Origin of the sequence: Paraburkholderia haematera, from assembly GCF_905220975.1 — a bacterium.
Classification (GTDB): domain Bacteria; phylum Pseudomonadota; class Gammaproteobacteria; order Burkholderiales; family Burkholderiaceae; genus Paraburkholderia; species Paraburkholderia haematera.
Map to the genome: position 1 here is coordinate 133,155 of NZ_CAJNBK010000001.1, position 24,919 is coordinate 158,073.

22 protein-coding genes and 1 pseudogene are annotated in these 24,919 nt (G+C 62.7%); 13 read left to right on the forward strand and 10 right to left on the reverse strand.

Annotated features, from left to right (window positions below; genetic code table 11):
- Positions 1-4: 4 nt before the first annotated feature.
- Together cyoE and KHO23_RS00680 are read left to right on the forward strand one after the other, a co-directional pair.
- Positions 5-910 (forward strand): heme o synthase, encoded by a 906-nt coding sequence (gene cyoE / locus KHO23_RS00675; protein WP_201072274.1) that lies wholly within the window; start codon positions 5-7, stop codon positions 908-910.
- Between the two features lie 5 nt (positions 911-915).
- On the forward strand, positions 916-1,545 hold the full coding sequence (locus KHO23_RS00680) for an SCO family protein (RefSeq protein WP_211608673.1): 630 nt from the start codon (positions 916-918) through the stop codon (positions 1,543-1,545).
- A 76-nt stretch (positions 1,546-1,621) separates the two neighbouring features.
- Here KHO23_RS00680 and KHO23_RS00685 read toward each other — a convergent pair whose 3' ends face one another.
- Complete coding sequence (locus KHO23_RS00685) at positions 1,622-1,912, reverse strand: YciI family protein (RefSeq protein WP_211608674.1); 291 nt, start codon at positions 1,910-1,912, stop codon at positions 1,622-1,624.
- A gap of 276 nt (positions 1,913-2,188) precedes the next feature.
- On the opposite strand from KHO23_RS00685, the gene KHO23_RS00690 reads away from it, so the two are divergent.
- Positions 2,189-3,754: a methyl-accepting chemotaxis protein gene (locus tag KHO23_RS00690; protein ID WP_211608675.1), complete on the forward strand. Its 1,566-nt coding sequence runs from the start codon at positions 2,189-2,191 to the stop codon at positions 3,752-3,754.
- A 163-nt stretch (positions 3,755-3,917) separates the two neighbouring features.
- Positions 3,918-4,730: a MetQ/NlpA family ABC transporter substrate-binding protein gene (locus tag KHO23_RS00695; protein ID WP_211608676.1), complete on the forward strand. Its 813-nt coding sequence runs from the start codon at positions 3,918-3,920 to the stop codon at positions 4,728-4,730.
- 18 nt (positions 4,731-4,748) lie between these two features.
- On the opposite strand, the gene KHO23_RS00700 is transcribed toward KHO23_RS00695, so the two are convergent.
- Complete coding sequence (locus KHO23_RS00700; RefSeq protein WP_211608677.1) at positions 4,749-5,675, reverse strand: bifunctional helix-turn-helix transcriptional regulator/GNAT family N-acetyltransferase; 927 nt, start codon at positions 5,673-5,675, stop codon at positions 4,749-4,751.
- Positions 5,676-6,048: 373 nt separating this feature from the next.
- Between KHO23_RS00700 and KHO23_RS00705 the strand changes: the two genes are divergently transcribed.
- From KHO23_RS00705 to nagE, 5 genes are all read left to right on the forward strand, one after another.
- Positions 6,049-6,783 (forward strand): GntR family transcriptional regulator, encoded by a 735-nt coding sequence (locus tag KHO23_RS00705; protein ID WP_120297531.1) that lies wholly within the window; start codon positions 6,049-6,051, stop codon positions 6,781-6,783.
- A 67-nt stretch (positions 6,784-6,850) separates the two neighbouring features.
- Positions 6,851-7,954, forward strand: a complete 1,104-nt coding sequence (nagA, locus tag KHO23_RS00710) for an N-acetylglucosamine-6-phosphate deacetylase (protein ID WP_211608678.1) — start codon at positions 6,851-6,853, stop codon at positions 7,952-7,954.
- Positions 7,947-8,954, forward strand: a complete 1,008-nt coding sequence (locus KHO23_RS00715; protein WP_211609804.1) for an SIS domain-containing protein — start codon at positions 7,947-7,949, stop codon at positions 8,952-8,954. The genes nagA and KHO23_RS00715 overlap by 8 nt, the downstream gene beginning before the upstream one ends.
- A 38-nt stretch (positions 8,955-8,992) precedes the next feature.
- On the forward strand, positions 8,993-11,557 hold the full coding sequence (ptsP, locus tag KHO23_RS00720) for a phosphoenolpyruvate--protein phosphotransferase (protein WP_211608679.1): 2,565 nt from the start codon (positions 8,993-8,995) through the stop codon (positions 11,555-11,557).
- Between the two features lie 97 nt (positions 11,558-11,654).
- Entirely contained in the window at positions 11,655-13,433 is a 1,779-nt protein-coding gene (gene nagE / locus KHO23_RS00725; RefSeq protein ID WP_211608680.1) for an N-acetylglucosamine-specific PTS transporter subunit IIBC, read from the forward strand.
- Positions 13,434-13,580: 147 nt separating this feature from the next.
- On the opposite strand, the gene cydX is transcribed toward nagE, so the two are convergent.
- The 5 genes from cydX to rpoH form a co-directional block, all read right to left on the reverse strand.
- Positions 13,581-13,697: a cytochrome bd-I oxidase subunit CydX gene (gene cydX / locus KHO23_RS00730; RefSeq protein WP_211608681.1), complete on the reverse strand. Its 117-nt coding sequence runs from the start codon at positions 13,695-13,697 to the stop codon at positions 13,581-13,583.
- Between the two features lie 28 nt (positions 13,698-13,725).
- A complete protein-coding gene (gene cydB / locus KHO23_RS00735; RefSeq protein ID WP_211608682.1) occupies positions 13,726-14,862 on the reverse strand; it encodes a cytochrome d ubiquinol oxidase subunit II in 1,137 nt (378 codons plus the stop codon).
- A 34-nt stretch (positions 14,863-14,896) separates the two neighbouring features.
- Positions 14,897-16,486 carry a cytochrome ubiquinol oxidase subunit I gene (locus tag KHO23_RS00740; protein ID WP_211608683.1) on the reverse strand — a complete coding sequence of 530 codons (1,590 nt, stop codon included), beginning with the start codon at positions 16,484-16,486 and terminating at the stop codon, positions 14,897-14,899.
- Entirely contained in the window at positions 16,476-16,736 is a 261-nt protein-coding gene (gene cydP, locus KHO23_RS00745) for a cytochrome oxidase putative small subunit CydP (RefSeq protein WP_211608684.1), read from the reverse strand. Before cydP ends, KHO23_RS00740 begins: the two co-directional genes overlap by 11 nt.
- 343 nt (positions 16,737-17,079) lie before the next feature.
- Positions 17,080-18,015, reverse strand: a complete 936-nt coding sequence (gene rpoH, locus KHO23_RS00750) for an RNA polymerase sigma factor RpoH (RefSeq protein ID WP_211608685.1) — start codon at positions 18,013-18,015, stop codon at positions 17,080-17,082.
- Between the two features lie 361 nt (positions 18,016-18,376).
- Between rpoH and KHO23_RS00755 the strand changes: the two genes are divergently transcribed.
- Entirely contained in the window at positions 18,377-18,940 is a 564-nt protein-coding gene (locus KHO23_RS00755; protein ID WP_211608686.1) for an acyloxyacyl hydrolase, read from the forward strand.
- Between the two features lie 43 nt (positions 18,941-18,983).
- Complete coding sequence (locus KHO23_RS00760; RefSeq protein ID WP_074285529.1) at positions 18,984-19,367, forward strand: nuclear transport factor 2 family protein; 384 nt, start codon at positions 18,984-18,986, stop codon at positions 19,365-19,367.
- A gap of 129 nt (positions 19,368-19,496) precedes the next feature.
- Here the strand turns inward: KHO23_RS00760 and KHO23_RS00765 are convergent.
- Positions 19,497-20,480 (reverse strand): annotated as a pseudogene (locus tag KHO23_RS00765) (2-isopropylmalate synthase); the annotation flags it as partial.
- Between the two features lie 510 nt (positions 20,481-20,990).
- Positions 20,991-21,962: a DNA-binding protein YbiB gene (gene ybiB / locus KHO23_RS00770; protein ID WP_211608688.1), complete on the reverse strand. Its 972-nt coding sequence runs from the start codon at positions 21,960-21,962 to the stop codon at positions 20,991-20,993.
- A 242-nt stretch (positions 21,963-22,204) separates the two neighbouring features.
- On the opposite strand from ybiB, the gene KHO23_RS00775 reads away from it, so the two are divergent.
- Together KHO23_RS00775 and maiA are read left to right on the forward strand one after the other, a co-directional pair.
- Positions 22,205-22,903, forward strand: coding sequence for a fumarylacetoacetate hydrolase family protein (locus KHO23_RS00775; RefSeq protein ID WP_211608689.1), 699 nt, complete (start codon positions 22,205-22,207; stop codon positions 22,901-22,903).
- A gap of 25 nt (positions 22,904-22,928) precedes the next feature.
- Entirely contained in the window at positions 22,929-23,573 is a 645-nt protein-coding gene (gene maiA, locus KHO23_RS00780) for a maleylacetoacetate isomerase (RefSeq protein WP_211608690.1), read from the forward strand.
- Between the two features lie 82 nt (positions 23,574-23,655).
- Here the strand turns inward: maiA and ftsY are convergent, their stop codons facing one another.
- The gene (gene ftsY, locus KHO23_RS00785; protein ID WP_211608691.1) at positions 23,656-24,798 is read right to left on the reverse strand and encodes a signal recognition particle-docking protein FtsY; all 1,143 of its coding nucleotides are present in this window, start codon (positions 24,796-24,798) and stop codon (positions 23,656-23,658) included.
- Positions 24,799-24,919 lie beyond the last annotated feature (121 nt).

The following is a 24,919-nucleotide window of genomic DNA, read 5'->3' on the forward strand; positions in this document are numbered from 1 at the left end:
CCACATGGACAGCACAACTCTCTCCCAAACGCCCGGTAGCCGGGTCTCCCAGTACATCGCCCTGACGAAGCCGCGCGTCACGCAGCTCGCTGTGTTTTGCGCAGTCATCGGCATGTTTCTGTCGACGCCTGGCATGGTGCCGTGGACCGTCCTGATCGGCGGCACCGTCGGCATCTGGCTGCTGGCCGGAGCGGCATTCGCCATCAATTGCCTGATGGAACAGAAGATTGACGCGAAGATGCGCCGCACGTCGTGGCGGCCGTCCGCGCGCGGCGAAATTACGACCCCGCAAATCCTGCTCTTTTCGGCCGTGCTCGGCGGGCTTGGCATGTGGACGCTCTACACGTTCGCCAATCCGCTGACCATGTGGCTCACGCTCGCCACCTTTGTCGGCTATGCGGTTATCTATACGCTGCTGCTCAAACCCGCCACGCCGCAGAACATCGTGATCGGCGGCGCGTCCGGCGCAATGCCGCCGGCGCTGGGTTGGGCCGCCGTCACCGGTCATGTGCCGGGCGACGCATGGATTCTCGTACTGATCATTTTCGTGTGGACGCCGCCGCATTTCTGGGCGCTCGCACTGTATCGCCGCAAAGACTACGAAAATGCCGGTCTGCCGATGCTGCCGAACACGCACGGCGAAAAGTACACGCGCCTGCATATTCTGCTGTACACGGTGATCCTGTTCGCCGTCACCATGATGCCGTTCATCTCCGGCATGAGCGGTGTGGTGTACCTCGCGGCGGCGGTGTTGCTCGGCGCCGTATTCCTCGCCTATGCGTGGAAGATCTATCGGGAATATTCCGACGACCTGGCGCGTAAGACCTTCCGTTACTCGATCGTTTATCTGTCGCTGCTTTTCGCCGCGCTGTTGATCGATCACTATGCGCGCGTCGTGATCGGCGCGTAACACCCATGCTCACACAACGCTTTGTGCGCACGGCGCGTGCCGCCGCGCGTGTCACCGTGATCGCTTGCGCACTCGGCGGCGCGCTGCTGGTAGCGGGCTGCGGCAAGCAGCCGCCGGCGTTCCAGAACCTCGACATTACCGGCAACACGCAATTCGGCAGCAACTTCTCGCTGCCCGACACGTCCGGCAAGGTTCGCACAATGGCGGACTACAAGGGCAAGGTGGTGGTGCTGTTCTTCGGCTACACGCACTGCCCGGACGTTTGCCCGACCACGATGGCCGAGCTCTCGCAAGCGCTCCAGCAACTCGGCCCGGAAGACGCGAAGCGTGTGCAGGTGCTGTTTGTCACCGTCGATCCCGACCGCGACACGCCGGCCCTGCTTGGGCAATATGTGCCGGCGTTCAACCCGACGTTCGTCGGCTTGCGTCCTGCAGACCAGGCGCAACTCACGAAGATCACCAAAGACTTCCGCGTCTACTACGCGAAAGTGCCGGGCAAGACGCCCGATAGCTACACGATGGACCACACGGCGGCGAGCTATGTGTTCGACACGGACGGCAAGCTGCGTCTGTTCGCGCGCGACGGCCAGGGCGCCACGCCCTGGGTGCACGATATCAAGCTGCTGCTCGATTGATGCATTGATGCAGGCGGGCGCGTGCGTTTGCCACGCGCCCTTAGCCGTCCGAATTCAATTTCCTTCGCTGTCGTCCTCAAGCCGGCATCGGCAAATTCATCCCCGGCGCTAGCCGCGTCGTCTTGAACTCCGTCACCTCGTAACGCGCGAGCTTCTGTTCGGCGAACGGGTCGCTGGCGAGAATCTCATCCAGCTTATCGCGCTCGATGCGCACCGCCAGAATGATGCCGCCGTCGCGCGGCACCTTCGGTCCGGCGGCCACGAATACCCCTGCTTCGAACTGTTTTGCCAGAAACGCGCGGTGCGCTTCGAGTGCGTCGTCGATGCGTTCGAGCGATGCGGTGTAGATGAGATTGATGACGTACATGGGCATTCTCGTAAGCGAATAAAAAGGCCGCCTGGGTTCGCGGCATGGGCCTTCGATTATCGGTCAACGAACGATTCATTGCGCACGGTGAGCGTCGGCACATCGCTCGCCCCGGCCGTCGCTTCCTTACAGCTTGCCTCAAGTTGACCGGCCGCGATGCCGATATACCTGTGGCAATCGTTTGCGCGTCAGCTTGTTAGCGCGTTCGCACCGCGCAAGCGGATGGCGCCGCCGGCCCGCAAACAGAACACGAATCACACGAGAGAGACCACAACAATGAGCAGGATGAGTTTGAATCGCAAACTATGGCTGTCGCTCGCGCTCGTCTGGCTGGGGCTGCTTGGCGTCGGGCTGTGGAGCGCAATCGAAACGCGTAGCACGATGCTGGCCGAGCGCAAGGCGGGCATGGTGAATCTCGTCGACGCGGCACAAGGCGTCGTGAACGGCTACTACGCGCTTTCGCAGAGCGGCAAGATGAGCGAGGCCGACGCCCAGCGCGAGGCGCTCGCCCGTCTCGCCACGATGCGTTACGGCGAGTCCGGCTATCTGTTCGTGATGGACTCGAAGCCGGTCGTGCTGATGCACCCGACGCTGCCGCAAATGACCGGCAAACCCGTCGGCGATTTCAAGGACCCGGACGGCAAGCTGCTGTATGTGACGATCGTCGACGCCGCCAGGTCGAGCGGCCGAGGTTTCGCGCAATATCGCGGACGCTTGCCGCACAGCGAAACCGCGGTGCCGAAAATCAGCTACGTGGTGCGTTTCGCGCCGTGGGACTGGAACATCACAAGCGGCGTGTTCATTAAGGACATCGACACGATCTACTACGAAACACTGCTAGGCCACCTGCTCGTCGTGCTGGTGATCGGCACGATCATTTCGCTGGCAATGGTGCTGATCATCCGCAACGTGCGCGCGAGTCTTGGCGGCGAGCCGGACCAGGCGGCGCGCCTTGCCGCGAGCATCGCGAGAGGCGATCTCACGCAGATCGTCGATGTTCGTCCGCACGACAAGACCAGCATGATGGCGGCCATGCACGAGATGCAGAACCGCTTGCAGCGGACCATCGGCGAGATTCGCCACTCGGCGGAATCGATTGCCTCGGCGACCCAGCAGATCGCCGCCGGCAATGGCGATCTGTCGCAGCGCACCGAGCAGCAGGCGGCCTCGTTGCAGGAGACGGCGGCGAGCATGGAAGAGCTCACCGCGACGGTCAAGCAGAACGCGGACAACGCGCGCCAGGCGAGCGGGCTGGCGCACAACGCGTCGGACATCGCGATGCGCGGCAACGACGTGGTGAGCCGTGTGATCGGTACGATGGGCGAGATCAACGACAGCTCGCGGCAGATCGCCGACATCATCGGTGTGATCGAAGGCATCGCGTTCCAGACGAATATTCTGGCGCTGAACGCGGCGGTCGAAGCCGCGCGCGCCGGCGAACAGGGCCGCGGCTTTGCGGTTGTCGCCGGGGAAGTACGCAGCCTCGCGCAGCGCTCGGGTACGGCGGCCAAGGAGATCAAGCAGTTGATCGGCGCCTCGGTGGAGCGGGTGCACAACGGTTCGACGCTGGTCCAGCAGGCCGGTACGACGATGGGCGAGATTCTGCAAGCGGTGCAGCGCGTCACCGACATCATGGGCGAAATCGCGGCGGCGTCCGAAGAGCAGAGCAGCGGTATTGCGCAGGTGGGCCGCGCGGTCACGCAGATGGACGAAGTGACGCAGCAGAACGCGGCGCTGGTCGAACAGGCCGCGGCTGCCGCGGCGTCATTGCAGGATCAGGCGGGGCGTCTGCGCGACACCGTCAGCGCATTTCGCGTGAGCGCGGCCGCTCAAGACGTATAACGATATGCGATTGTGATATTTCCCATCTCGCCGGGCATATGAGACCATTTGCGGTCCAGTTGGCGGCACGCTGCCGGAGCACTCAACCGCAGCGCGCAAGCGCAGCAGCGCTCCCGCCGGCTTCCACCCGAATCTGACATCGATCAGAAAAAGCGAGAACTACATGCAGCGCAGAAACATCCTTAAAGCCCTCTCGGCCGTGGTCGCCGGTGCGGCGCTCGTTACCAGCTTCGGCGCACACGCGGACGACAAGGTCATCAAGGTCGGCACCATCGGTGGCCCGGATGCGCAAATCTGGGAAGTCGTCTCGAAAGTGGCGAAGCGCGAAGGCCTGAACGTGAAGGTCGTCGAATTCAACGACTACGTGCAGCCGAACGCCGCGCTCGATGCAGGCGATCTGGACGCCAACAGCTTCCAGCACCAGCCGTACCTCGACAGCCAGATCAAGCAACGCGGCTACAAGATCGTCAATGCCGGCCTGACGTACATTTCGCCGCTCGGCGTCTATTCGAAGAAGCTCAAGTCGCTGAAGGATCTTGCACAAGGCGCGAAGGTCGCGGTGCCGAACGACCCGTCGAATGAAAACCGCGCGCTACTGCTGTTGCAGGCGCAAGGCGTGATCAAGCTGAAGGCCGGCGCGGGGACGAACGGCAATAACGCCACAGCGCTGGATGTCGCCGAGAATCCGAAGAAGATCAAGCTGGTCGAGCTCGACGCAGCACAACTGCCGCGCTCGCTGTCGGATGTCGACGCTGCGGCGATCAACACGAACTTTGCGCTGGCAGCCGGTCTGCAGCCGACCAAAGATGCGATCGCGCTCGAAGACATCCGCAGCCCGTACGCGAACCTGATCGCCGTGCGCGTGCAGGACAAGGACAAGCCGTGGGTCAAGAAGCTGGTTGCGGCTTACCAGTCGGAAGACGTGCGCCAGTTCATCAAGACGCAGTTCAAGGGTTCGGTGGTCCCGTCGTTCTAAGCGCGGCCACGTCCGATCCTACAACTCCAACTCCCATCGCTCGATCATCAGATCCTTGCCGAAGCGCCGCTCCGCGGTTGTGCAGGCGAGCTGGAAGCCGGCGCGCTCGCATAGGCGCCGCGGCTCCTTGAGTGTGCTGGCCGTGGTCAGCGTGAGTTTCGTGTAACCCGCGCGCCGGGCGAAGCGCACGCATTCGCTCATCAATTGCGTGCCGATGCCAAGCCGCTGCACGTCCGGCTCGACCCACAGGAGCCGGACGCCTGCCACCGTCGTCGAGACCCCGACGATGCACACCGAGCCGACCACCATCCCTTCCTGATCGGCGACCCAGCACATCTCGCGCACCGGGTCGCTGCGCTGCGAGTAATCGGCGACGACACGCGCGAGCAAGCCTTCAAACGATTGATCCCAGCCGTATTGCGCCCCGAACCACTGCGCTTGCCGATGCACGAGCCAGCCGCAGTCGCCGGCACGTGGTTGCCGAAGGATCACGAGTTCGTGCTTCGGCTTGGTGTCGAGAAGCCGTTCGATCACCTTCATCGCGGTGATCAACTGATCCTGGGAGAGCACCGTCAGACCGTTCAGCAGCGCCGATACTTCCTCGATCGCCGCTGCGTCGAGCGGCGCGTAGGCCGCGTGTCCGTTGTCGGTAAGGGCAATCAGCCATTGGCGCGCGTCCGAGTCGGAGGGGCGCCGCGTAATCAGATCGCGTCGTTCGAAGCTGGTCAGAAGGCGGCTGAGGTAGCCGCTGTCGAGGCCGAGATTGCGCCCGAGCACTGAGGCCGTCTGCGCGCGTCCGCGCGACAGTTCGTGCAGAACACGCACCTCCGTCAGCGAGAAGGCGCTCTTTGCCAGATGCTCATGCAGAGCGCCGATGTGCTGGGTATAGAAGCGGTTGAAATGGCGGACGGCCTGAGCGCGCCGCAGCGCCTCGGAATCTGTCAAATGCGGCTCCCCGGGGGATTTTTTTGGCTTGCTACACAGCACTATATTGGAAGGCATCTCATTAAAAAAGCTGTGCGGGTCAGTCGTGTATCAAACTGGTATCGAAAAGGTATCGATTTTGGGGCATCCGGCCAGCCAGGTAGAGAACCAATATGAACCACGGCGATGCTGTCCAGCATCTCGAATACGGGTAAATCCCGATCCCTGCAAACCGCCCTCCCAAGCCCCCAAATCACCGCCTCACCCTTATCCAGCAAGGCTTTCCGCCAATCCATACCACCATGGGACCAGTCGATTGACTGGTATTATGTTGGTTATATAATGGGCTCTCATTTTCGTAGGCCGCATTCTTCGAGACGACCGCCGGAGCCCCATGGAAACTCGCTGGTCCGCACTGATGCCTGACGCCCGCAACGTCACGCCGCTCTATCTGCAGCTCGCGCGCAATCTGGCGACGGCGATCCACTGCGGCGTGTGGTCGGCGGGTGAGGCGCTGCCGTCGGAGCGCACGCTCTCCGATGCGATCGGCGTGTCGCGCATCACCGCGCGCAAAGCGATCGAGTTGCTGGTCGAGCAAGGCCTGATTCGTCGGGCGCGGGGCGCGGGCAGCTTCATTACGCCGCGCGTCGAAGACCCGCTGTCTCGGCTCACCGGTTTCACGAAGAAGATGCAGCAACGGGGTTTCCGGCCAGATTCGGTATGGCTCGAGCGCGATATCCGCGCCGCCAACCGTGATGAGCTGGTGCACCTCGGTCTATCACCCGGTGCGGCGGTGGCGAGTCTGCGGCGCTTGCGGCGCGCGGACGGCATCGTCATGGCGGTCGAGCATTCGGCGCTGCCGGCGGCGATCGTGCCCGACCCGCAAGCCATCGGCGTGTCGCTATACAGCTATCTCGAACAGCGCGGCGCCGCTGTCGTGCGCGCCTTGCAGCACTTTCGCGCGGTCAATGCTTCGAGCGAGATTGCCTCACTGATGGATATCGAACCGCGCTCGGCGCTGCTGGTCATTACCCGCATCGGCTATAGCGCGGACCAGCGTGCGATCGAACTGACCGACACCTATTGCCGCGACGATTACTACGATTTTGTTGCTGAATTGCGCACCTGAGCAGCACGTGCGGCGCCATCGAGCGCATTTCAGTCACACCCCGCATTACGCCTCACCAGAGAGACTCATGCTGACCGGAAACATACTCACCACCGATGGGTGGATTCACGGCACGCTCGAATTCGAAAACGGCCGCATCACGGCACTGACCGGCGAACGCGCCGACCCGTCGAAGAACGACGCGCCCTACATCCTGCCCGGCTTCATCGATCTGCACGTGCATGGGGGTGGCGGTTCCGACGTGATGGAAGGCGGCGACGCGATCGAAACCATCACCCGTACGCATGCGGGTTACGGCACGACCAGCCTGCTTGCCACCACGATGACCGCACCTCGCGACGAACTGATGAGCGTCGTCGCGGGTCTGGGCAACAACGCGCGGATTCGCACGCCAGGCGGCGCGCGCGTGCTCGGCGTCCATCTGGAAGGGCCGTATATCAACCCCGGCAAGCTCGGCGCGCAGCCTGACGCCGCCGTGTCGGCAGTGATGGACGAAGTGCTGAAATATCTGTCGATCGCGCCGATTCGCGTGGTCACGCTGGCGCCGGAAATCGCCGGCCATATGGAGATCATCTCCGAGATGGCGGCGCGCGGCGTGCGCGTGCAGCTCGGCCATTCGCTCGGCACCTATGACGACGCCGTTGCCGCGCTCAAGCATGGCGCGTGTGGCTTCACGCATCTGTTCAACGCGATGTCGCCGTTGCATCACCGCAATCCTGGTCTTGTCGGCGCCGCGCTCGCGCACGCCGAATTCGCCGAAATCATTCCCGACTTGCTGCACGTCCATCCGGGCGCGATCCGCGCCGCGTTGCGCGCGATTCCGCGTCTGTACGTGGTGACGGACAGCACCTCGGCCACCGGCATGCCCGACGGCGAATACCGCCTCGGCAGCCAGCATGTGACGAAGTGCCTCGGCGGCGTGCGCCTCGCCGATGGCACGCTCGCCGGCAGCACCCTGACGATGGATCAGGCGCTGCGCAATCTCGTATCGATCGGCTTGCCGATCGCCGATGTTTCAAACCGTTTGTCGCGCTACGCCGCCGACTACCTCGGCATCGAAGACCGCGGCCGCATCGCACGCGGCGCGTGGGCCGATGTGGTCGTGTTCGATCGTGAACTGGCGTTGACCGCGACATACGTCGAAGGAGAAGCAATTGTCGAATATGCTTAAAGAGGCGCTGGCGTCCGCAGAAACGGTCGCCGTGCAACTCACGGAAACCTCGCGCGTCGAGGCGTTGGCGGCGAAGCTCGCCCAGCAACCACGCCATGTCGCGCTGACAGTCGCGCGCGGCAGCTCGGATCACGCAGCGAGTTACTTCGCAAGCCTGACGATGAGCCGCCTCGGTGTGCCGGTCGCCTCGCTGCCGATGTCGGTTGCGACGCTCCAGCAAGCGCCGCTGCAGGTGCGCGATCAACTCGCGCTGGCGTTCTCGCAATCGGGCAAGAGCCCGGATCTGGTCGGCACGATGGAAGCGTTGCGCAACGCCGGCGCGCTGACGGTGGCCGCCGTGAATGCGCCGAGTTCGCCGCTGGCCGACGCGTGTGAATTTCACTTGCCGCTCATGGCCGGTCCGGAACTGAGCGTCGCGGCGACCAAGAGCTACATCGCCATGCTGTCGATCTCCGCGCAACTGGTGGCTCACTGGCAGAAAGACCGCGCGCTGCTCGGCGCGTTGAACACGTTGCCCGACGCCCTGCACGCCGCAGGCAAACTCGACTGGTCGAAGGCGGTGGATGAACTGCGCGGCATTGAACGCATGATTGTGATCGGCCGCGGTCTGGGTCTCGCGATCGCGCAGGAAGCCGCGCTGAAATTGAAGGAAACCTCCGGCATTCAGGCCGAAGCGTTTTCGAGCGCGGAAGTGCGGCACGGTCCGATGGAACTGATCGACCGCGACTATCCGCTGCTGGTCTTCGCACCGCGCGGTCCTGAGCAAGCCGGCTTGCTGCAACTCGCGCGCGACATGCAGGCGCGCGGCGCCCGCGTGCTGCTTGCCGCACCGAGCGACGTGCCCGAAGCGACGCTGCCGCTCGCCACCACCGCTCATGCGGCGCTCGATCCGATCGCCGCGATCCTGTCCTTTTACGTGATGGCCGCCGGCCTTGCCGCCGCGCGCGGGCGCAATCCTGACGCGCCACGCCATCTCAACAAAGTCACCGAAACTCACTGACGAGAAATCAGATGCGACGTGTCGAGGAGTCCCGCTTGATGAGCCATTCTGAAGGCCATATTGTTTTGCTCGCGCCGATGACCGGTCCGGTCGTGCCGCTGGCCAACGTGCCCGACCCTGTGTTTTCGGGCGGCATGTTCGGCGACGGCATCGGCATCGATCCGCTCGAGGGGCGACTCGTCGCACCGTGCGACGGCACCATCACCCATCTCGCGCGCACCGGTCACGCGGTCACGCTCGCGACGGCCGACGGTGTGGAGATTCTGTTGCATATCGGCATCGACACGGTAGAGCTGAACGGCAAGGGTTTTGCGCCGATGGTCGCTCAAGGCGCGCAGGTGCGCACCGGCGACATCCTGATCGAGTTCGATCAGGACCAGGTCGCGCTGAACGCGCCGAGTCTCGTCTCGGTCATCGCGATTGCCAATTCGGATGCGTTCGAGATTGTCGAGCGCGCTCAAGACGGCATGCTGAAGGCAGGCGAAACGCCGTTGCTGCTGCTGCGCGCTCGCGGCGGCGAGGCGGCGCACGCCTCGCGCCAGGCGAGTGCCACCAACGTAACCGAAGAAGCCCGTCAGCAAGTCACGCTGATCCATGCCGGCGGTTTGCATGCGCGGCCGGCGGCGCGTGCTCGTGAAGCCGCGCGTGGTTTCGATGCGCGCGTCGAAGTGCGTTATGAAGGGCGTAAGGCTGCGATCGAGAGCGTGGTCGGTTTGCTCGGTCTCGGTGCCGGCGAGGGTGCAACCGTCGAGTTGCTCGGCGTCGGCCCGCAAGCCAAAGCCGCGATCGAAGCGATTGCCCACGAATTGACACGTGAAGCGCACGGCGAAGTCGAAGAAAAGCCGGCACGTCAAAGCTCACCGGCGCCGCAAGTGATTGCGCATGCGGCGGGCGAAGCGCTCGCGCCGAATACGCTCGCGGGTGTGTGCGCGTCGCCGGGCGTCGCCGTCGGCAAGCTGGTGCGTTGGGACGATGCGGATATCGATCCGCCGGAAAAGGCGAACGGCACGTCGGCGGCTGAAAGCCGGTTGCTCGACAAGGCGATTGCTAGCGTCGACGCCGACCTCGGTACCACCGTGCGCGATGCGTCGCAACGCGGTGCTGTGGGTGAGGCGGGCATTTTCGCGGTGCATCGCGTCCTGCTCGAAGATCCCACGCTGGTCGACGCCGCGCGCGATCTGATCAGCCTCGGCAAGAGCGCGGGTTTTGCGTGGCGCGAAGCGATCCGTGCACAGATCGCCATCCTGACGAATATCGAAGACGCATTGCTCGCGGAACGTGCAGCCGATCTGCGCGACATTGAGAAGCGCGTGTTGCGCGCGCTCGGTTATACGAATGCGGCGGCGCGCACGCTGCCGGAAGAAGCGGTGCTGGCGGCTGAAGAGTTCACGCCGTCCGATCTGTCGTCACTGGATCGCTCGCGCGTCACCGCACTCGTGATGGCGCGCGGCGGTGCGACTTCGCACGCGGCGATTCTTGCGCGTCAGGCCGGTATTCCGGCGCTGGTGGCAGTCGGCGATGCGTTGCTCGCGATCCCCGAAGGCACGCAGGTCGTGGTGAACGCCACCACCGGCCGCCTCGAATTTGCGCCGACCGAACTCGACGTGGAACGCGCACGTCTCGAGCGCAACCGTCTTGCCGACGTGCGCGAAGCGAACCGCCGCACGTCGCAGCAGGCGGCAGTGACTTCCGATGGACGCGCGATCGAAGTCGCCGCAAACATCGCCACGCTCGACGACGCGAAGACCGCCGTCGATAACGGTGCCGATTCCGTCGGCCTGCTGCGCACCGAACTGCTGTTCATCCACCGCGCCGCAGCGCCGACCACCGACGAACATCGCCAGAGCTACCAGGCCATCGTCGATGCATTGAGCGGGCGCACCGCAATCATTCGCACGCTGGACGTCGGTGCGGATAAGGAAGTCGACTACCTGACGCTGCCGCCCGAACCGAATCCGGCGCTTGGCCTGCGCGGCATCCGCCTCGCACAAGTGCGCCCGGATCTGCTCGACGATCAGTTGCGCGGTCTGCTGGCGGTGCAGCCGCTCGGCGCCGTACGCATTCTGCTGCCGATGGTGACCGATGTCGGCGAATTGATCCGCATCCGCAAACGCATCGACGAATTCGCCCGGGAATCGGGCCGTACCGAACCGATCGAAGTCGGCGTGATGATCGAAGTGCCGTCGGCTGCGTTGCTCGCCGATCAACTGTCGCAACACGCGGATTTTCTGTCGATCGGCACCAACGATCTGACGCAATACACGCTTGCCATGGACCGTTGCCAGGCCGATCTCGCGGCGCAGGCGGACGGTTTGCATCCCGCGGTGCTGCGCCTGATCGCAGCGACCGTGCAGGGCGCGAACAAGCATGGCAAATGGGTTGGCGTCTGTGGCGCATTGGCGGGCGATCCGCTGGCCATGCCGCTGCTCATCGGCCTCGGCGTGACCGAGCTTTCGGTGGATCCGGTATCGGTGCCGGGCATCAAGGCGCGTGTGCGCAATCTCGATTATCAGCTGTGCCGTCAACGCGCCCAGGATGCCCTGGCGCTCGAGTCGGCGCAGGCGGTAAGAGCAGTGAGCCGCGAAACCTGGCCTTTGGACTGAACCCCACACAGTCCGCAACCAGCTTCGCATAGTCAGGACGTATTGCAACAAAACTCAACGACAACAGTCGACAACGAGACAAGGATTGGAGGTATCAATGGATGGGAATCCGTTTCTGAAGATTCAGCGCCTGGGTCGGGCGCTGATGCTGCCGATTGCAGTGCTGCCGGTTGCCGGCCTGCTGCTGCGATTGGGCCAACCCGATGTGTTCAACATCAAGATGATCGCCGACGCCGGCGGCGCGATCTTCGATAACCTGCCGTTGCTGTTCGCAATCGGCGTGGCGGTCGGCTTCGCGAAAGACAACAACGGCGTGGCAGGTCTCGCGGGTGCGATCGGTTATCTGATCGAAGTCGCGGTGATGAAGGACATCAACGACAAGCTCAACATGGGCGTGTTGTCCGGGATTGTGGCGGGTATCGTCGCGGGCTTGCTGTACAACAAGTACAAGGACATCAAGCTGCCCGACTACCTCGCATTCTTCGGAGGGAAACGCTTCGTGCCGATTGTCACCGGCGTGGTCTGTCTGGGTCTCGGCATCGCGTTCGGTTATGTGTGGCAGCCGGTGCAGGCCGTGATCGATACGGCCGGCCATTGGCTGACTACGGCAGGTGCGCTCGGCGCATTCGTGTTCGGCGTGCTGAACCGTTTGCTGCTCGTCACGGGCCTGCATCACATCCTCAATTCGCTGACGTGGTTCGTGTTCGGCAGTTTCACGCCGCCGGGCGGCGTCGCGGTGACGGGCGACCTGCATCGCTTCTTTGCAGGCGACCCGACTGCGGGCACCTTCATGACGGGCTTCTTCCCGGTCATGATGTTCGGCCTGCCGGCCGCGTGTCTCGCGATGTTCCATGAAGCACCGAAGGAGCGCCGTGCGATTGTTGGCGGCCTGCTGTTCTCGATGGCGCTGACGTCGTTCCTGACGGGTGTGACCGAGCCGATCGAATTCAGCTTCATGTTCCTCGCACCGGTGCTGTACGTGATCCACGCCTTGTTGACCGGTCTGTCGCTGGCAATCTGCTCGGCGCTCGGCATTCACCTCGGCTTCACGTTCTCCGCAGGCGCAATCGACTACGTGCTGAACTACGGCCTGTCGACCAAGGGCTGGTGGGCGATTCCGATCGGGCTCGTGTACTCGGTGGTGTACTACGGGCTGTTCCGATTCTTCATCCGCAAGTTCAACATGGCAACGCCGGGCCGCGAACCCGCCGCCGAAGAAGAACAGATCGAGTCGTTCACGGCAGGCGGATTCGTTTCGCCGGTTGCGGGTGCCGCCGTGCCGCGCGCACAGCGTTATATCGCTGCGCTCGGTGGCGCGTCGAATCTGTCGGTGGTGGATGCCTGCACGACGCGTCTGCGTCTGTCGGTGGTCGATTCCACCAAGGTCTCGGAAAGCGAACTGAAGACGATCGGCGCGCGTGGTGTGCTCAAGCGCGGCTCGACCAACGTACAGGTGATCATCGGACCGGAAGCGGACATCATCGCCGATGAAATTCGCACGGTGATCGCGCAAGGCGGTGGCCATGCTGTGAAGCCGGTGGTTGCTCCGGTGTCTGCTGTCGCTGCAACTCCTGTGGCGGCCGCAAGCGCTGCTCATGGCGGTTCGCTCGACCCGGACCCGCTGCGCTGGCTCGCCGTGTTCGGCGGCGCGGGTAACGTCGTGTCGCTGGATGCCGTGGCGGCAACGCGCCTGCGTATCGTGGTTCGCGATCCGTCGGCGGTCGATCGTCAACGTCTTGCTACGCTCGATACGGCGTGGGTCTCGGCGGATACGTTCCATATCGTAGTGGGTGATGCGGCCCAGCGCTACGCCGCGCAACTGGCGACGCGTCTGTCGCCCGATACGGGGGCCGGTACGGCGCCGCAGCCCGCGTAATGCAACGTTAAGGAGCGGCCTGCGCTGCTCCATTGCCGCGCTTATCTTCCGATGACGCGGCAATAAAAAAGCGGCACCTTGAATTCAAGGTGCCGCTTTTGCGTTTACCGGCTTGCGCCTAATGGCGCTCATCCTGCAACGAATGCATCAACGTGCTTTCTGCTTGCCTGCTTCCAAAGGCCGGCGCGATTCCAGCCACATTACGTTGATGATGCCGAACGCCAACGCCACGCCAATGCCGAGAAGCCAACTGAAATACCACATCACAAACTCCTGTTAATCGTATTGCTGATCAATACATCGAATGATGATTTTCTTCGAGCGCCGCGGCGGTCACCTTGCCTCGCATCACGCGATACACCCAGCTCGTGTAGATCAGGATGATCGGCAGGAAGATGATCACGGCGATCAGCATGATCTGCAGCGTCATGCGGCTCGAGGTGGAATCCCAAACGGTGAGGCTGCTGCGGCCATCGAGCGAGGAGGGCATGATGAACGGGAACATCGAGAAGCCTGCCGTCAGAATCACGCCGATGACCATCAACGAGGTCGACAGGAAGGCGCACTTTTCAAAGCGCGAACGCGCCAGCAACAAAGCCAGAACGCCACCGACCAGGCCGGCCACCGGCGCGATCACCATCCACGGATAGTTTGCGTAGTTGGTGAGCCACAGGCCGGGTGCGCCGATCACGTTCTTCAGCAACGGATTAGCAACGGTATCGAACGGCGCGGCGTCGACGATCTGATAACCGCCGATCATCGTGGCGATCAAGGCGCCGGCTAGGAGGAATAGAACGACGGCGGCGAACGAAGCAATCCGCAGCGCGAGCGATGCACGCTCGGCCACGACGTCGTCCGCCTTCATCTTCACGAAGGCTGCGCCGTGCGCGGCCAGCATCGACACGCTAACAAGCCCGCATAGCACGGCGAACGGGTTGAGCAGCGCGAAGAAACTGCCGTGATAGGTGACGCGCAAATCCGTGTCGAACGAGAACGGCACGCCTTGCAGCAGGTTGCCGAACGCTACGCCGAACACCAGCGCAGGCACGAAGCCGCCCACAAACAACGCCCAATCCCACGCGCTGCGCCAGCGCGGGTCTTCACGCTTGCTGCGGTAGTCGAAGCCGACCGGCCGGAAAAACAGCGAGAACAGCACCAGCAGCATTGCGAAGTAGAAGCCCGAGAACGACGCGGCGTAGACCAGCGGCCACGCGGCGAACATCGCGCCACCCGCGGTGATGAGCCACACCTGATTGCCTTCCCACGTCGCGCCGACCGTGTTCACGACGATGCGCCGCTCCGCGTCGGTTCTCGCGATGAACGGCAGCAGAATCGCCGCGCCCATGTCGAAGCCGTCGGTGAGCGCGAAGCCGATCAGCAGCACGCCGATCAACACCCACCAGATCAGTTTGAGGGTTGCGTAATCCATGATGATCTTTCCCTTGGAACAGAGTGGCGGCGAATCATGCGGCCGTGTTGGTCGGCAGCGGCTGATTCAGCGGCTGTTCGTGGTGATAGCGCCCGGTATGCAGCGACGAAGGTCCGAGCCGCGCGTACTTGAACATCAGCATGATTTCGATGATGAACAGCACCGTGTAGAACACGACGAAGCCGGCAATGCTCAAGTAGAGATCGCCCGGTGTCAGGCTCGAGGCGGACAATGCGGTCGGCAGAATGCCGGCGATGGTCCACGGTTGACGGCCTACTTCAGCGACGATCCAGCCGAACTCCGCGGCAAGCCACGGGAGCGGAATTGCCCACACGGCCCAGCGCAGGAACCAGCGGCGCTTCTCCAGCAGCAGGGAGCGCTGCGCGCAGAACCAGAACGCCAGCACGAAGGTCGCGAGGAACAGGATGCCGAGGCCGACCATCAGGCGGAACGAGAAGAACACGGGCGCCACCGGCGGAATCGTCTTCTTGGCGGCCTGCGCGATCTGATCCGGTGTGGCGTCAGTGACGTTCGGGGTGAACTGCTTGAGCATCAGGCCGTAGCCGAGGTCTCGCTTGTGCGCGTCGAAAGCGGCTTTGGCTTCGTCCGTGGCGTCGCCCAGCTTCAGCTTTTGCAGCGCGGCGTAGGCGAGCATGCCGTTCCTGATGCGTACCTCGTTCTCCGCCATCAGGTCTTTCAGGCCGACCACCGGTTCGTCGATCGAGCGCGTGGCGATGAGGCCGAGTGCATACGGAATACGGATCGCGTAGTCGGTGCGTTCTTCCTTCTGGTTCGGAATGCCGATGATCGTGAACGGTGCCGGGGCGGGCGCCGTTTCCCATTCGGATTCGATCGCAGCCAGCTTGACCTGCTGAACTTCACCGGTACGGTAGCCGGATTCGTCGCCGAGCACGATTACGCACAACGTCGACGCCAGACCGAAGCCGGCGGCAATGGCGAACGAGCGCAAGGCGAATTCGGTGTCGCGGCGCTTCAACAGATACCACGACGATACGCCGAGCACGAACATCGAAGCGGTGACGTAACCGGCCGATACGGTGTGCACGAACTTCACCTGGGCGACCGGATTGAACAGCACCGAGAAGATGCTGTCGAGTTCCATGCGCATGGTCTGATAGTTGAAGGTGGCGCCGACCGGATTGTTCATCCAGCCGTTGGCCACCAGAATCCACAGCGCCGACAGGTTCGAGCCGAGTGCGACGAGGAACGTGACGAACACGTGCTGCACTCTCGAGAGCCGCTTCCATCCGAAGAAGAACAGGCCGACGAAGGTCGACTCGAGGAAGAACGCCATCAAACCTTCAACAGCCAGCGGCACACCGAAAATGTCGCCGACATAGTGCGAGTAGTACGACCAGTTGGTGCCGAACTGGAATTCCAGCGTGAGACCGGTGGTGACGCCCATCGCAAAATTGATGCCGAACAGCTTGCCCCAGAACTGGGTCATGTCTTTGTAGATCTGCTTGCCGGTCATCACATAGACCGACTCCATGATGACGAGCAACCAGGACAGACCGAGCGTGAGCGGCACGAACAGAAAGTGATAAAGCGCCGTGATGGCGAACTGGAGGCGCGACAGTTCTACGACTTCGCTAACGGGCATGTTGATCACCTTGGGACGGATGCGAGGCAGGCGCGGACAGGAGCGCCTGCGCGACTTGTTCAGGCGGCAGCGACATATGCTCCGCCTGCGGATGATTGAAGAACGCGTACTTGAGCACCATCAGCAGTGCGAATTTGATGGCGAGGACGATGGCGATATCCCGCGCCAGCGTCGGACCGCGCGCCCACGCGGCGAGCCGTTTGCGCAGGCTCGAGCGAGGGGTGTTATGGCGATTCAGGGCTATGGTCATGATCGGTCGAAGGCGACTTCTTACCGGTGAATCCGGCTGAGTCCAGGCCGCCTGAGCGGTCTGGCGAGTGCATCCAGATTCTAGGAGCAAGGACCTTGCGCGCGTAAGTTCAGCGCTGCGGCATTGGGTCGCGAACGTCACCGCGCGCGCACAGTATTGCTATGAGGGTTGTGATACGTCAAGAAACACGTGTTTAGTGGGCATGTTCTTGAGTGGGTGCGCCTGCGATCGAGCGCAGGCATCGTCGAGCGTGCAAAAAAAAGCCCTGCCTTCTTGTGAGGGCAGGGCTTTGCGGCTAGCCGGCGCGTGCCGGACGAGCCGGCACGACGAAAGGTTTTAAGCCTTACGCATATTCAGCCAACGCGCCACGCATTTTCTTCATTGCGCTCGCTTCGATCTGACGAATGCGTTCGGCCGACACGCCGAACTCGTCGGCCAGTTCGTGCAGCGTCGAGCCACCCGAACCGTCGTCTTCCACCTTCAGCCAGCGTGCCTCGATGATGCGGCGGCTACGGGCGTCCAGCGCATCCAGCGCGCTCGCGATACCGTCGCTGTGCAGCTTGTCGCGCTGACGCGAGGCCAGCACGGCGGTCGGCTCGCTATGCGAGTCGGCGAGGTAGGCGATCGGCGCATACGATTCTTCGCCGTCTTCGACCTGGCCTTCCAGCGCAATATCGCCGCCGGACAAGCGCGTTTCCATCTCGGCGACTTCTTCGCGCTTCACATTCAACTCTGTGGCGAGACCTTCGATCTCGTCCGGCGTGAATGCACCCAGGCCCTGCTTGTGACTGCGCAGGTTGAAAAACAGCTTGCGCTGCGCTTTGGTGGTGGCGACCTTCACCATCCGCCAATTACGCAGGATGTATTCGTGGATCTCAGCCTTGATCCAGTGCATGGCGTACGACACCAGCCGTACATTCTGCTCCGGATCGAAGCGCTTCACGGCCTTCATCAGGCCGATATTGCCTTCCTGGATCAGGTCGGCGTGCGGCAGTCCATAACCGAGATAGTTGCGCGCGATCGATACGACCAGCCGCAGGTGCGACAGGACGAGACGGCGCGCGGACTCGAGGTTGTCCTGCTCGCGAAATTCGGTGGCGAACTGGCGTTCTTCCCCCGGCGTCAGCATCGGAATCCGATTTACGGCCTGGATGTAGGCGTCGATATTGCCCAGTTGACCGGGCAGCAGCGAGGAATGCGAGAGCGCCAGCGCACCTGCCGAAGCGGCCTTAGCCGACGACGGGCTCAAAGTACTCGGAAGGGTCATTGCATGGCTCACGTAGGAAACTCCTTTGGAATCAGACAAAAGCGTGTTCAGGTAACGACTCCAGCGTTGGATGTTAGCACTCTGATTTGCCGAGTGCTAATACTTAGAGGCCGTAGGGGCATCCAAGTTCCGTATTTTCCTATTGAAATTTAGGTTTTGATAGCCATGAGGCGTTTCTGTTGCCGACCGCACGCTAGCAGTAGGATTTACCCGATAGAGTGCCTTCATTCCCATAAATGACCACTATTCTTTAAATCTGAAGAGACTAATTGCTAAGAATTGGATTTCTTCATACGATCCGCCGAATCGGGATTGTCGTTAGAACAAGCGGGACGGTGTCCGCTGACCCACGTTCGCTTAGCTCGGGTGCCCCATGAAGAACAAAAAAAACGTTTTGCGTGGTCTGGCTCTAAAAGGCGTTTCGGCGGCTGTTCTGTTCGGCGCGGCGGGATTCGCTTCAGCTGACCAGTTCGGTGTGCAGGTCGCCGCCGGCGTGGCGGATCACCACCTGGAAAAACTCGATCTCGGCCTCGTCTGGGACCCGAATCTGACGTGGTGGAAAATTGGCGATTGGCATTTTTCGCTGATCGGCGAAGCTCACGTGGCCTGGTGGCATACGAACGAAGGCGACGTGCACGAGAACATCGGCGAATTCGGCGTGACGCCAATCATCCGCTTCATCAAGGGCTCGGGAGCGATTCGCCCTTATATTGAAGCGGGGGCGGGCATCCGGCTGTTGTCGAGTCCCACAATCTCTTCTGACTACACGGTCTCCACGGCGTTCCAGTTCGCCTCCATGGCGGGCATTGGCGTGCAGTTCGGCAACCTCCAGCAGTACCAGGCGGGCTACCGCTTCCAGCATATTTCCAACGGCGGTATCAAAGAGCCCAATCCTGGTATAAATTTCCACCAGCTATATTTGCAATATAACTTCTGACGACCGTGGCCATGTTCGGCTCACCGGTGCGAGGGGCTGAGCAATGGCGGCAAAGATAATCGAAGCGATTCGCGGGCTCGAGCGGGAGCGCTTTCGTGCGATGGTCGACGGCGACGGGCAGTCGCTCGATACGCTGCTCGCGGACAACGTGAGCTATGTCCATACGAACGGCAAACGCGAAACGAAGCGGCAGTTCATCGACGGAATTACCGCGGGGCGCCGCCGCTATCGGCAGATCGAAGTGCAGTCCCAGGAGGTGCTGCCGGTGGGGCGCGAGACCTGCGTCGTCACCGGGCGCGCGCTGATCGAAATGGAGGCGAATAACGGGGCGCTGCTGTTTCCGATCGCGTACACGGCGATTCATACACAGGAAGACGGACAATGGCGTCTGATCGCCTGGCAGGCGACGCGTTGCGCGATCGAGTGAGCCTTGTGAGCTCACTCCGTTTCGCCCGTTTCGCCCGTTGCGCCTTGTGAGCGCTCGGACTGCACGAGCGGCCGCTTAAGCCGCTACGCGCTGCAAATCCTCATCGCTGCACACCGGCCGCTGCGCCGCATCACCCGCATACGGATGCCGCGGATGCACCGGAATCTGGTTGCAGCGCTCGACCACGCGCCGCACCGCATCAATATCGGTGAAGTCGAGGCCCGGGTCGACGCCAAGCATGTGAAGGTTCATCGCGACCGTCACGAGGTCCACGTTGCCGGTGCGCTCGCCGTTGCCGAACAGACATCCTTCGACGCGATCCGCGCCCGCCAGCAGCGCCAGTTCCGTAGCGGCCACGGCGGTGCCGCGGTCGTTATGCGGATGCACGGACAGCACGATGCTGTCGCGATAGCTCAGATTGCGGTCCATCCATTCGATCTGGTCGGCGAACACGTTGGGTGTCGCGGCTTCGACGCTCGCCGGCAAGTTGACGATCATCTTGTGATCGCGTGTGGGCCGCCAGGTTTGCGCCACCGCGTCGCATACTTCGCGCGCGTACGGGAGCTCGGTCGTGTTGAAGGTCTCGGGCGAATACTGGAACGTCCAGTGCGTATCGGGCCGCGCCTCAGCGCATTCCTTGATGATGCGTGTGCCTTCTATCGCCAGCGCCTTGATTTCGTTCTTCGACTGGTTGAAGACGATCTTGCGAAACGACGGGCAGATCGCGTTGTACAGGTGCACGATAGCGCGCGGCACACCCTCGAGCGCTTCGAACGTGCGCGCAATCAGTTCGGCGCGCGAGGGCACGAACACTTCGATCGTCACGTCGTCGGGAATGCGGTTTTCTTCGATCAGTTTGCGGACGAAATCGAAATCGGTTTGCGAGGCCGAGGGGAAACCGACTTCGATCTCCTTGAAGCCGATCGCCACCAGCATCTCGAAGAATTCGAGTTTTTGCGCGGCATTCATCGGTTCGATCAGTGCCTGATTGCCGTCACGCAGATCGGTGCTCATCCAGATCGGCGCCTGATTGATCGTGCGGCTCGGCCATTTGCGGCCGGTTAGGCGCACGGTGGGGAAGGGACGGTATTTCTCAGCGGGATTGCGCAACATGAAGAGCCTCGTTCGTTGTGTCGTATGCGAAAGGGTGTGGCCTCGAGTGGCTGGCGGGCTGCCACGGATGCACGGCGCCCCAGCCGGTGGCTAGCGGCAACAACGAACGGGCACGAACGAACAACGTCATGGTGACGGCGAAAACGAATGTGGATGATGCCCATGCAACGTGCATTTGACCCTCGCGCTTCGTCCGAGCGGTAAACGGACGAATGCAAACGACTACAGGTTGTGAAGAACTACGGTCGGGGGTGAAACGGGAAATGCTGGGAACTGCGGAACTGCTTTTGAGGACCGCGCTGTGGGCAACGAAAGTTGCCAATGCGCGGCGCTACGCCTGACTTACGCTAGACGTAGCGATAGTGGCCGCGCTAGGCGGCCGGAGGTAACTCGGAGGGTGTTCGGAAGGGAACGCATGGATCCAATGTATGACGGCTCGCAGTGGCCTGTCAACCCGCGGCTTTCATATTCGGTGTGTGAGCGCGCTGCTTTGCACTCACACCTTGCGCGTTACACGGATGTTCTCGCGACGTCGACGATCAACTCCACTTGCCGTTCGATCGCGCTCGGCACGGGCGCCTCGCCGCGCAACACGGCGCCGATCCACGCGGCCGTGGTCGCGGCGTCACGAGCTTCGGGCAAGTCGACTTCAGGCGCGTCGGGCGACGAGCGCTCGTGCGGCACGCGCGTTTCGCAGATGCCGTCATGCAGCCAATCCACTTGTACCTGGCGCCGCGTGTCGGCCACCGCTTCGCCTTCGGTGCCGCGCGCGAGCAGGGCGCCGCCCGCTGCGGCGTCCGGATGCGTGCTGAACAGTTGCGTGAGACTGTCACGATACGGCGGATGCGTGTAGTTCACGAGCCGCAGTCCCGCAGGCGCGAACGGTTGGAGGATCTTGACGAGTGTATGCGTCGAATTGCGCACGCCCATTCGCCGGCGCAGCGAAAGAAGGCGCGCGAGCTTCGGTGCGAGGACCTCGATCGACGCGAAGGCGAGACGCCGCTCGGCGAGACCGTCTTCGATATCGGCGTGCGATTGCGCGTGCGGGATCTGCAGATGCGTGAAAATCTCGGCGCTCGTCACGCGGCCGGGATCTTCGGTGACGCCATGCACCAGCACGGGCACACCCTCGCGCGCCAGCAGCAGCGCGAGCAGAGGCACCAGATTGGGCTGTTTGCGCGCGCCGTTGTACGTGGGAATCGATACGGGGCGAAATGCCGCGTGCGGCAAATGAATCGGTTCGAACGACGCATGCGCGCCGGCCAGCATGGCGGCGAGCTCGTCGGCGGTTTCGCCTTTCACGCGATACGCGAGCAGCACGGCGCCGAGTTCGAGATCGGCCACGCGGCCGTCAAGCATGGCGCCGTACAGCGCGCGCGTATCCTCAGCGGTCAGGGCGCGGGCGCCATTCGGGCCGCGGCCGATTTCCTTGATATAGCGGGCGCAGGGGAAAGGATTGGCGGTGTCGGCGGAGTCGGTCATCGGGCGCAGTGGGACGAGGTGGCGTACCGCCTTGGGCGGTCGGCTACGGTATTCAAGGGACACTCTTCAGTGTGAGTATCGCATCTATGGCGGTTCGGCGGTCCGGCGCTCCGGTGAGACGATCTGCCGGGAGCGCCGGTTCGCGTGCCTGCGCCGATCGGCTGCGCTGCGCTTTGCTGCGCGTTACACTCGATGTTTTATGGCCGCGCGGGCGCGGCGCAATTCAAAAAACGGAGAACGGGATGAGTTACGTATTTGCACCCGCACCGGTAGTCGCGGTGCCGGTCGTGGGGGCCAGCGAGCAGTTCGCGGTGCGTCGCATCTACTGTGTGGGCCGCAATTACGAGGCGCACGCGCGCGAGATGGGGCACGATCCGGACCGCGAACCGCCGTTCTTCTTCACCAAGCCGGCCGATGCCGTGCTGTATGTCGCGCCGGGTGCGACCGGTGAATTTCCCTATCCGCCGCAATCGAAGAACGTCCACTTCGAGATGGAACTGGTGGCGGCGATCGGCAAAGGCGGCAAGAACATTCCAGCCGAAAGCGCGCTCGACCACGTGTATGGCTATGCACTCGGTCTCGACATGACGCGCCGGGATCTGCAGGCCGAAGCGAAGAAGCTGGGCCGTCCGTGGGATACCGCGAAAGGCTTCGATCAGTCGGCGCCGCTCGGCCCGATTCATCCGGTAACGACGGTCGGCCACGTCGGCAAGGGCGCGATCTGGTTGTCGGTGAACGGCGAGGAAAAGCAGAACTCGGACGTGTCGCAACTGATCTGGTCGGTGGCCGAGACGGTTGCCTGTCTGTCGACGTTGTTCGAACTGCAACCGGGTGACCTGATTTTCACCGGCACGCCGGAAGGCGTCGGCGCGGTGGTGCAGGGCGACCTCATGAAAGGCGGCGTGGACGGGCTCGGCGAGCTCAGCGTGCGCGTAGTCTGACGAGCGGTTGGAGGAGACACACAACATGAAGCTTTACAGCTACTTCCGAAGCTCGGCGTCTTATCGCGTGCGCATCGCGCTGAACGTGAAGAATCTGCCGTACGACTATGTCCCGGTGCACCTCGTGCGCGATGGCGGCGAGCAACTGAAGCCTGAGTACCGCAAGGTGAATGTGGATGGCATCGTGCCCACGTTCGTCGACGGCAACGAAGTGATCCCGCAGTCGCTCGCGATCATCGAGTATCTGGAGGAAATGCATCCGGAACCGCCGCTATTGCCCGGGACGGCGGCCGATCGCGCGTATGTGCGCTCGGTAGCGTTGCAGGTGGCGTGCGAGATTCATCCGCTGAACAATCTGCGCGTGCTGAAGTACCTGAAACACACGCTGTGTGCGGACAACGACGCGAAGGACGCGTGGTACAAGCATTGGGTCGAAGCGGGCTTTGCGACGCTCGAGGCGCATCTGGCGGGCGATTCGCGCACCGGCAAGCTTTGCTTCGGCGACAGCCCGACTCTGGCCGACGCATGCCTGATTCCGCAAGTGTTCAACGCGCAGCGCTTCAACGTCGACACGGCGAGGTTTCCAACGATTCAGCGCATCTACGATCATGCGATGCAACTCGACGTGTTCGCTCGTGCCGCGCCTGGTGTTCAGCCCGACGCGGAATGACACCGTGGCTTGAATGTTGAATGAAAAAAGGGCACTCGGAAGAGTGCCCTTTTTGCTTGTTCTGCGACGAACGTTGCGATATTCAACCGCCCAGCAACGCGTCTGAAAACTCTTCGGCGCTGAAAGGCTGCAAGTCCTCGACCTTTTCGCCGACGCCGATGAAGTACACCGGGATCGGGCGCTGACGGGCGATTGCCGCAAGAATGCCGCCCTTCGCTGTGCCGTCGAGTTTGGTGACGATCAGGCCAGTGAGGCCGAGTGCGTCGTCGAAGGCTTTCACTTGCGCGAGGCCATTCTGGCCGGTGTTCGCGTCGATCACCAGCAGCACCTCATGCGGCGCGCCGTCTTGCGCCTTGCCGATCACGCGCTTCACCTTGCGCAGTTCTTCCATCAGATGCAGCTGGGTCGGAAGACGGCCGGCCGTGTCCGCCATCATGACGTCGATCTTGCGTGCACGCGCGGCGCCCACCGCGTCGTAAATCACGGCTGCCGGGTCGCCGCTTTCCTGCGACACCACGGTCACGTTGTTGCGCTGGCCCCAGATTGCAAGTTGCTCGCGCGCGGCGGCGCGGAAGGTGTCGCCCGCAGCCAGCAGCACCGACTGATCGAAGCTCTGCAAATGCTTGGCGAGCTTGCCGATGCTGGTGGTTTTGCCCGCGCCGTTCACGCCCGCGATCATCACGACCAGCGGCTGCGCGTGGCCGAGCATCAGCGATTTTTCCAGCGGCTTGAGCAGGTCGATCAGCAGCGTACGCAGCGCTGCTTTCACCTGCAGAGGATCGGTGAGGCGCTCGCTGCGCACCTTCTCGCGCAGCGATTCGAGCAGGAACTCCGTGGCTTCCACACCCGCATCCGACATGAGCAGTGCAGTCTCGAGTTCTTCGTACAAATCCTCGTCGATCTTCGTGCCGACGAAAATGCCGGTCAGGCTCGAGCTCGTTTTCGACAGGCCGGTCTTCAGGCGAGTGAGCCACGAGCGCTTTGCGCTTGCGTCCTGCATGGGTGGCGGGACGATTTCGACGGTTTCGAGCGCGCTTGTCTCGGGTTCCGGTTCATTGACTGACACCGCGGTTGCCGGCTGCGTATCGGCGCTAACCGGATCTGCCGGCTGCGGAGCCGGCGGCGCGACGGGCTCTGGCGCCAAGGCTTCCGGCGCAGTCTGCGATTCTTCTGGCGCGTTATCGGACTCTTTCGAACCCTTGAATCGTTTGAAAAAGCTGAACATGATCTGGCGTGGTGAGAGCGCGCGCCGATGCGCGCAGCCGGGACAAGCCCGTGGGAGCGGCAGGCAGCGTTGCGATGCGGGATGCAAGGCGCTGGAAGCCGCATATTTTATCAGGCGCGCC

Bases quoted from the DNA above. Each gene is read 5' to 3' on its own strand.
- nagE (WP_211608680.1), top strand. From the start codon at position 11,655: ATGGATGGGAATCCGTTTCTGAAGATTCAGCGCCTGGGTCGGGCGCTG.
- maiA (WP_211608690.1), top strand. From the start codon at position 22,929: ATGAAGCTTTACAGCTACTTCCGAAGCTCGGCGTCTTATCGCGTGCGC.
- cydP (WP_211608684.1), bottom strand. From the start codon at position 16,736: ATGACCATAGCCCTGAATCGCCATAACACCCCTCGCTCGAGCCTGCGC.
- KHO23_RS00695 (WP_211608676.1), top strand. From the start codon at position 3,918: ATGCAGCGCAGAAACATCCTTAAAGCCCTCTCGGCCGTGGTCGCCGGT.
- ybiB (WP_211608688.1), bottom strand. From the start codon at position 21,962: ATGACCGACTCCGCCGACACCGCCAATCCTTTCCCCTGCGCCCGCTAT.
- KHO23_RS00705 (WP_120297531.1), top strand. From the start codon at position 6,049: ATGGAAACTCGCTGGTCCGCACTGATGCCTGACGCCCGCAACGTCACG.
- KHO23_RS00685 (WP_211608674.1), bottom strand. From the start codon at position 1,912: ATGTACGTCATCAATCTCATCTACACCGCATCGCTCGAACGCATCGAC.
- ptsP (WP_211608679.1), top strand. From the start codon at position 8,993: ATGAGCCATTCTGAAGGCCATATTGTTTTGCTCGCGCCGATGACCGGT.
- ftsY (WP_211608691.1), bottom strand. From the start codon at position 24,798: ATGTTCAGCTTTTTCAAACGATTCAAGGGTTCGAAAGAGTCCGATAAC.
- cydB (WP_211608682.1), bottom strand. From the start codon at position 14,862: ATGGATTACGCAACCCTCAAACTGATCTGGTGGGTGTTGATCGGCGTG.
- KHO23_RS00760 (WP_074285529.1), top strand. From the start codon at position 18,984: ATGGCGGCAAAGATAATCGAAGCGATTCGCGGGCTCGAGCGGGAGCGC.
- KHO23_RS00680 (WP_211608673.1), top strand. From the start codon at position 916: ATGCTCACACAACGCTTTGTGCGCACGGCGCGTGCCGCCGCGCGTGTC.
- KHO23_RS00775 (WP_211608689.1), top strand. From the start codon at position 22,205: ATGAGTTACGTATTTGCACCCGCACCGGTAGTCGCGGTGCCGGTCGTG.
- nagA (WP_211608678.1), top strand. From the start codon at position 6,851: ATGCTGACCGGAAACATACTCACCACCGATGGGTGGATTCACGGCACG.
- KHO23_RS00755 (WP_211608686.1), top strand. From the start codon at position 18,377: ATGAAGAACAAAAAAAACGTTTTGCGTGGTCTGGCTCTAAAAGGCGTT.
- KHO23_RS00740 (WP_211608683.1), bottom strand. From the start codon at position 16,486: ATGCCCGTTAGCGAAGTCGTAGAACTGTCGCGCCTCCAGTTCGCCATC.
- cydX (WP_211608681.1), bottom strand. From the start codon at position 13,697: ATGTGGTATTTCAGTTGGCTTCTCGGCATTGGCGTGGCGTTGGCGTTC.
- cyoE (WP_201072274.1), top strand. From the start codon at position 5: ATGGACAGCACAACTCTCTCCCAAACGCCCGGTAGCCGGGTCTCCCAG.
- KHO23_RS00715 (WP_211609804.1), top strand. From the start codon at position 7,947: ATGCTTAAAGAGGCGCTGGCGTCCGCAGAAACGGTCGCCGTGCAACTC.
- KHO23_RS00690 (WP_211608675.1), top strand. From the start codon at position 2,189: ATGAGCAGGATGAGTTTGAATCGCAAACTATGGCTGTCGCTCGCGCTC.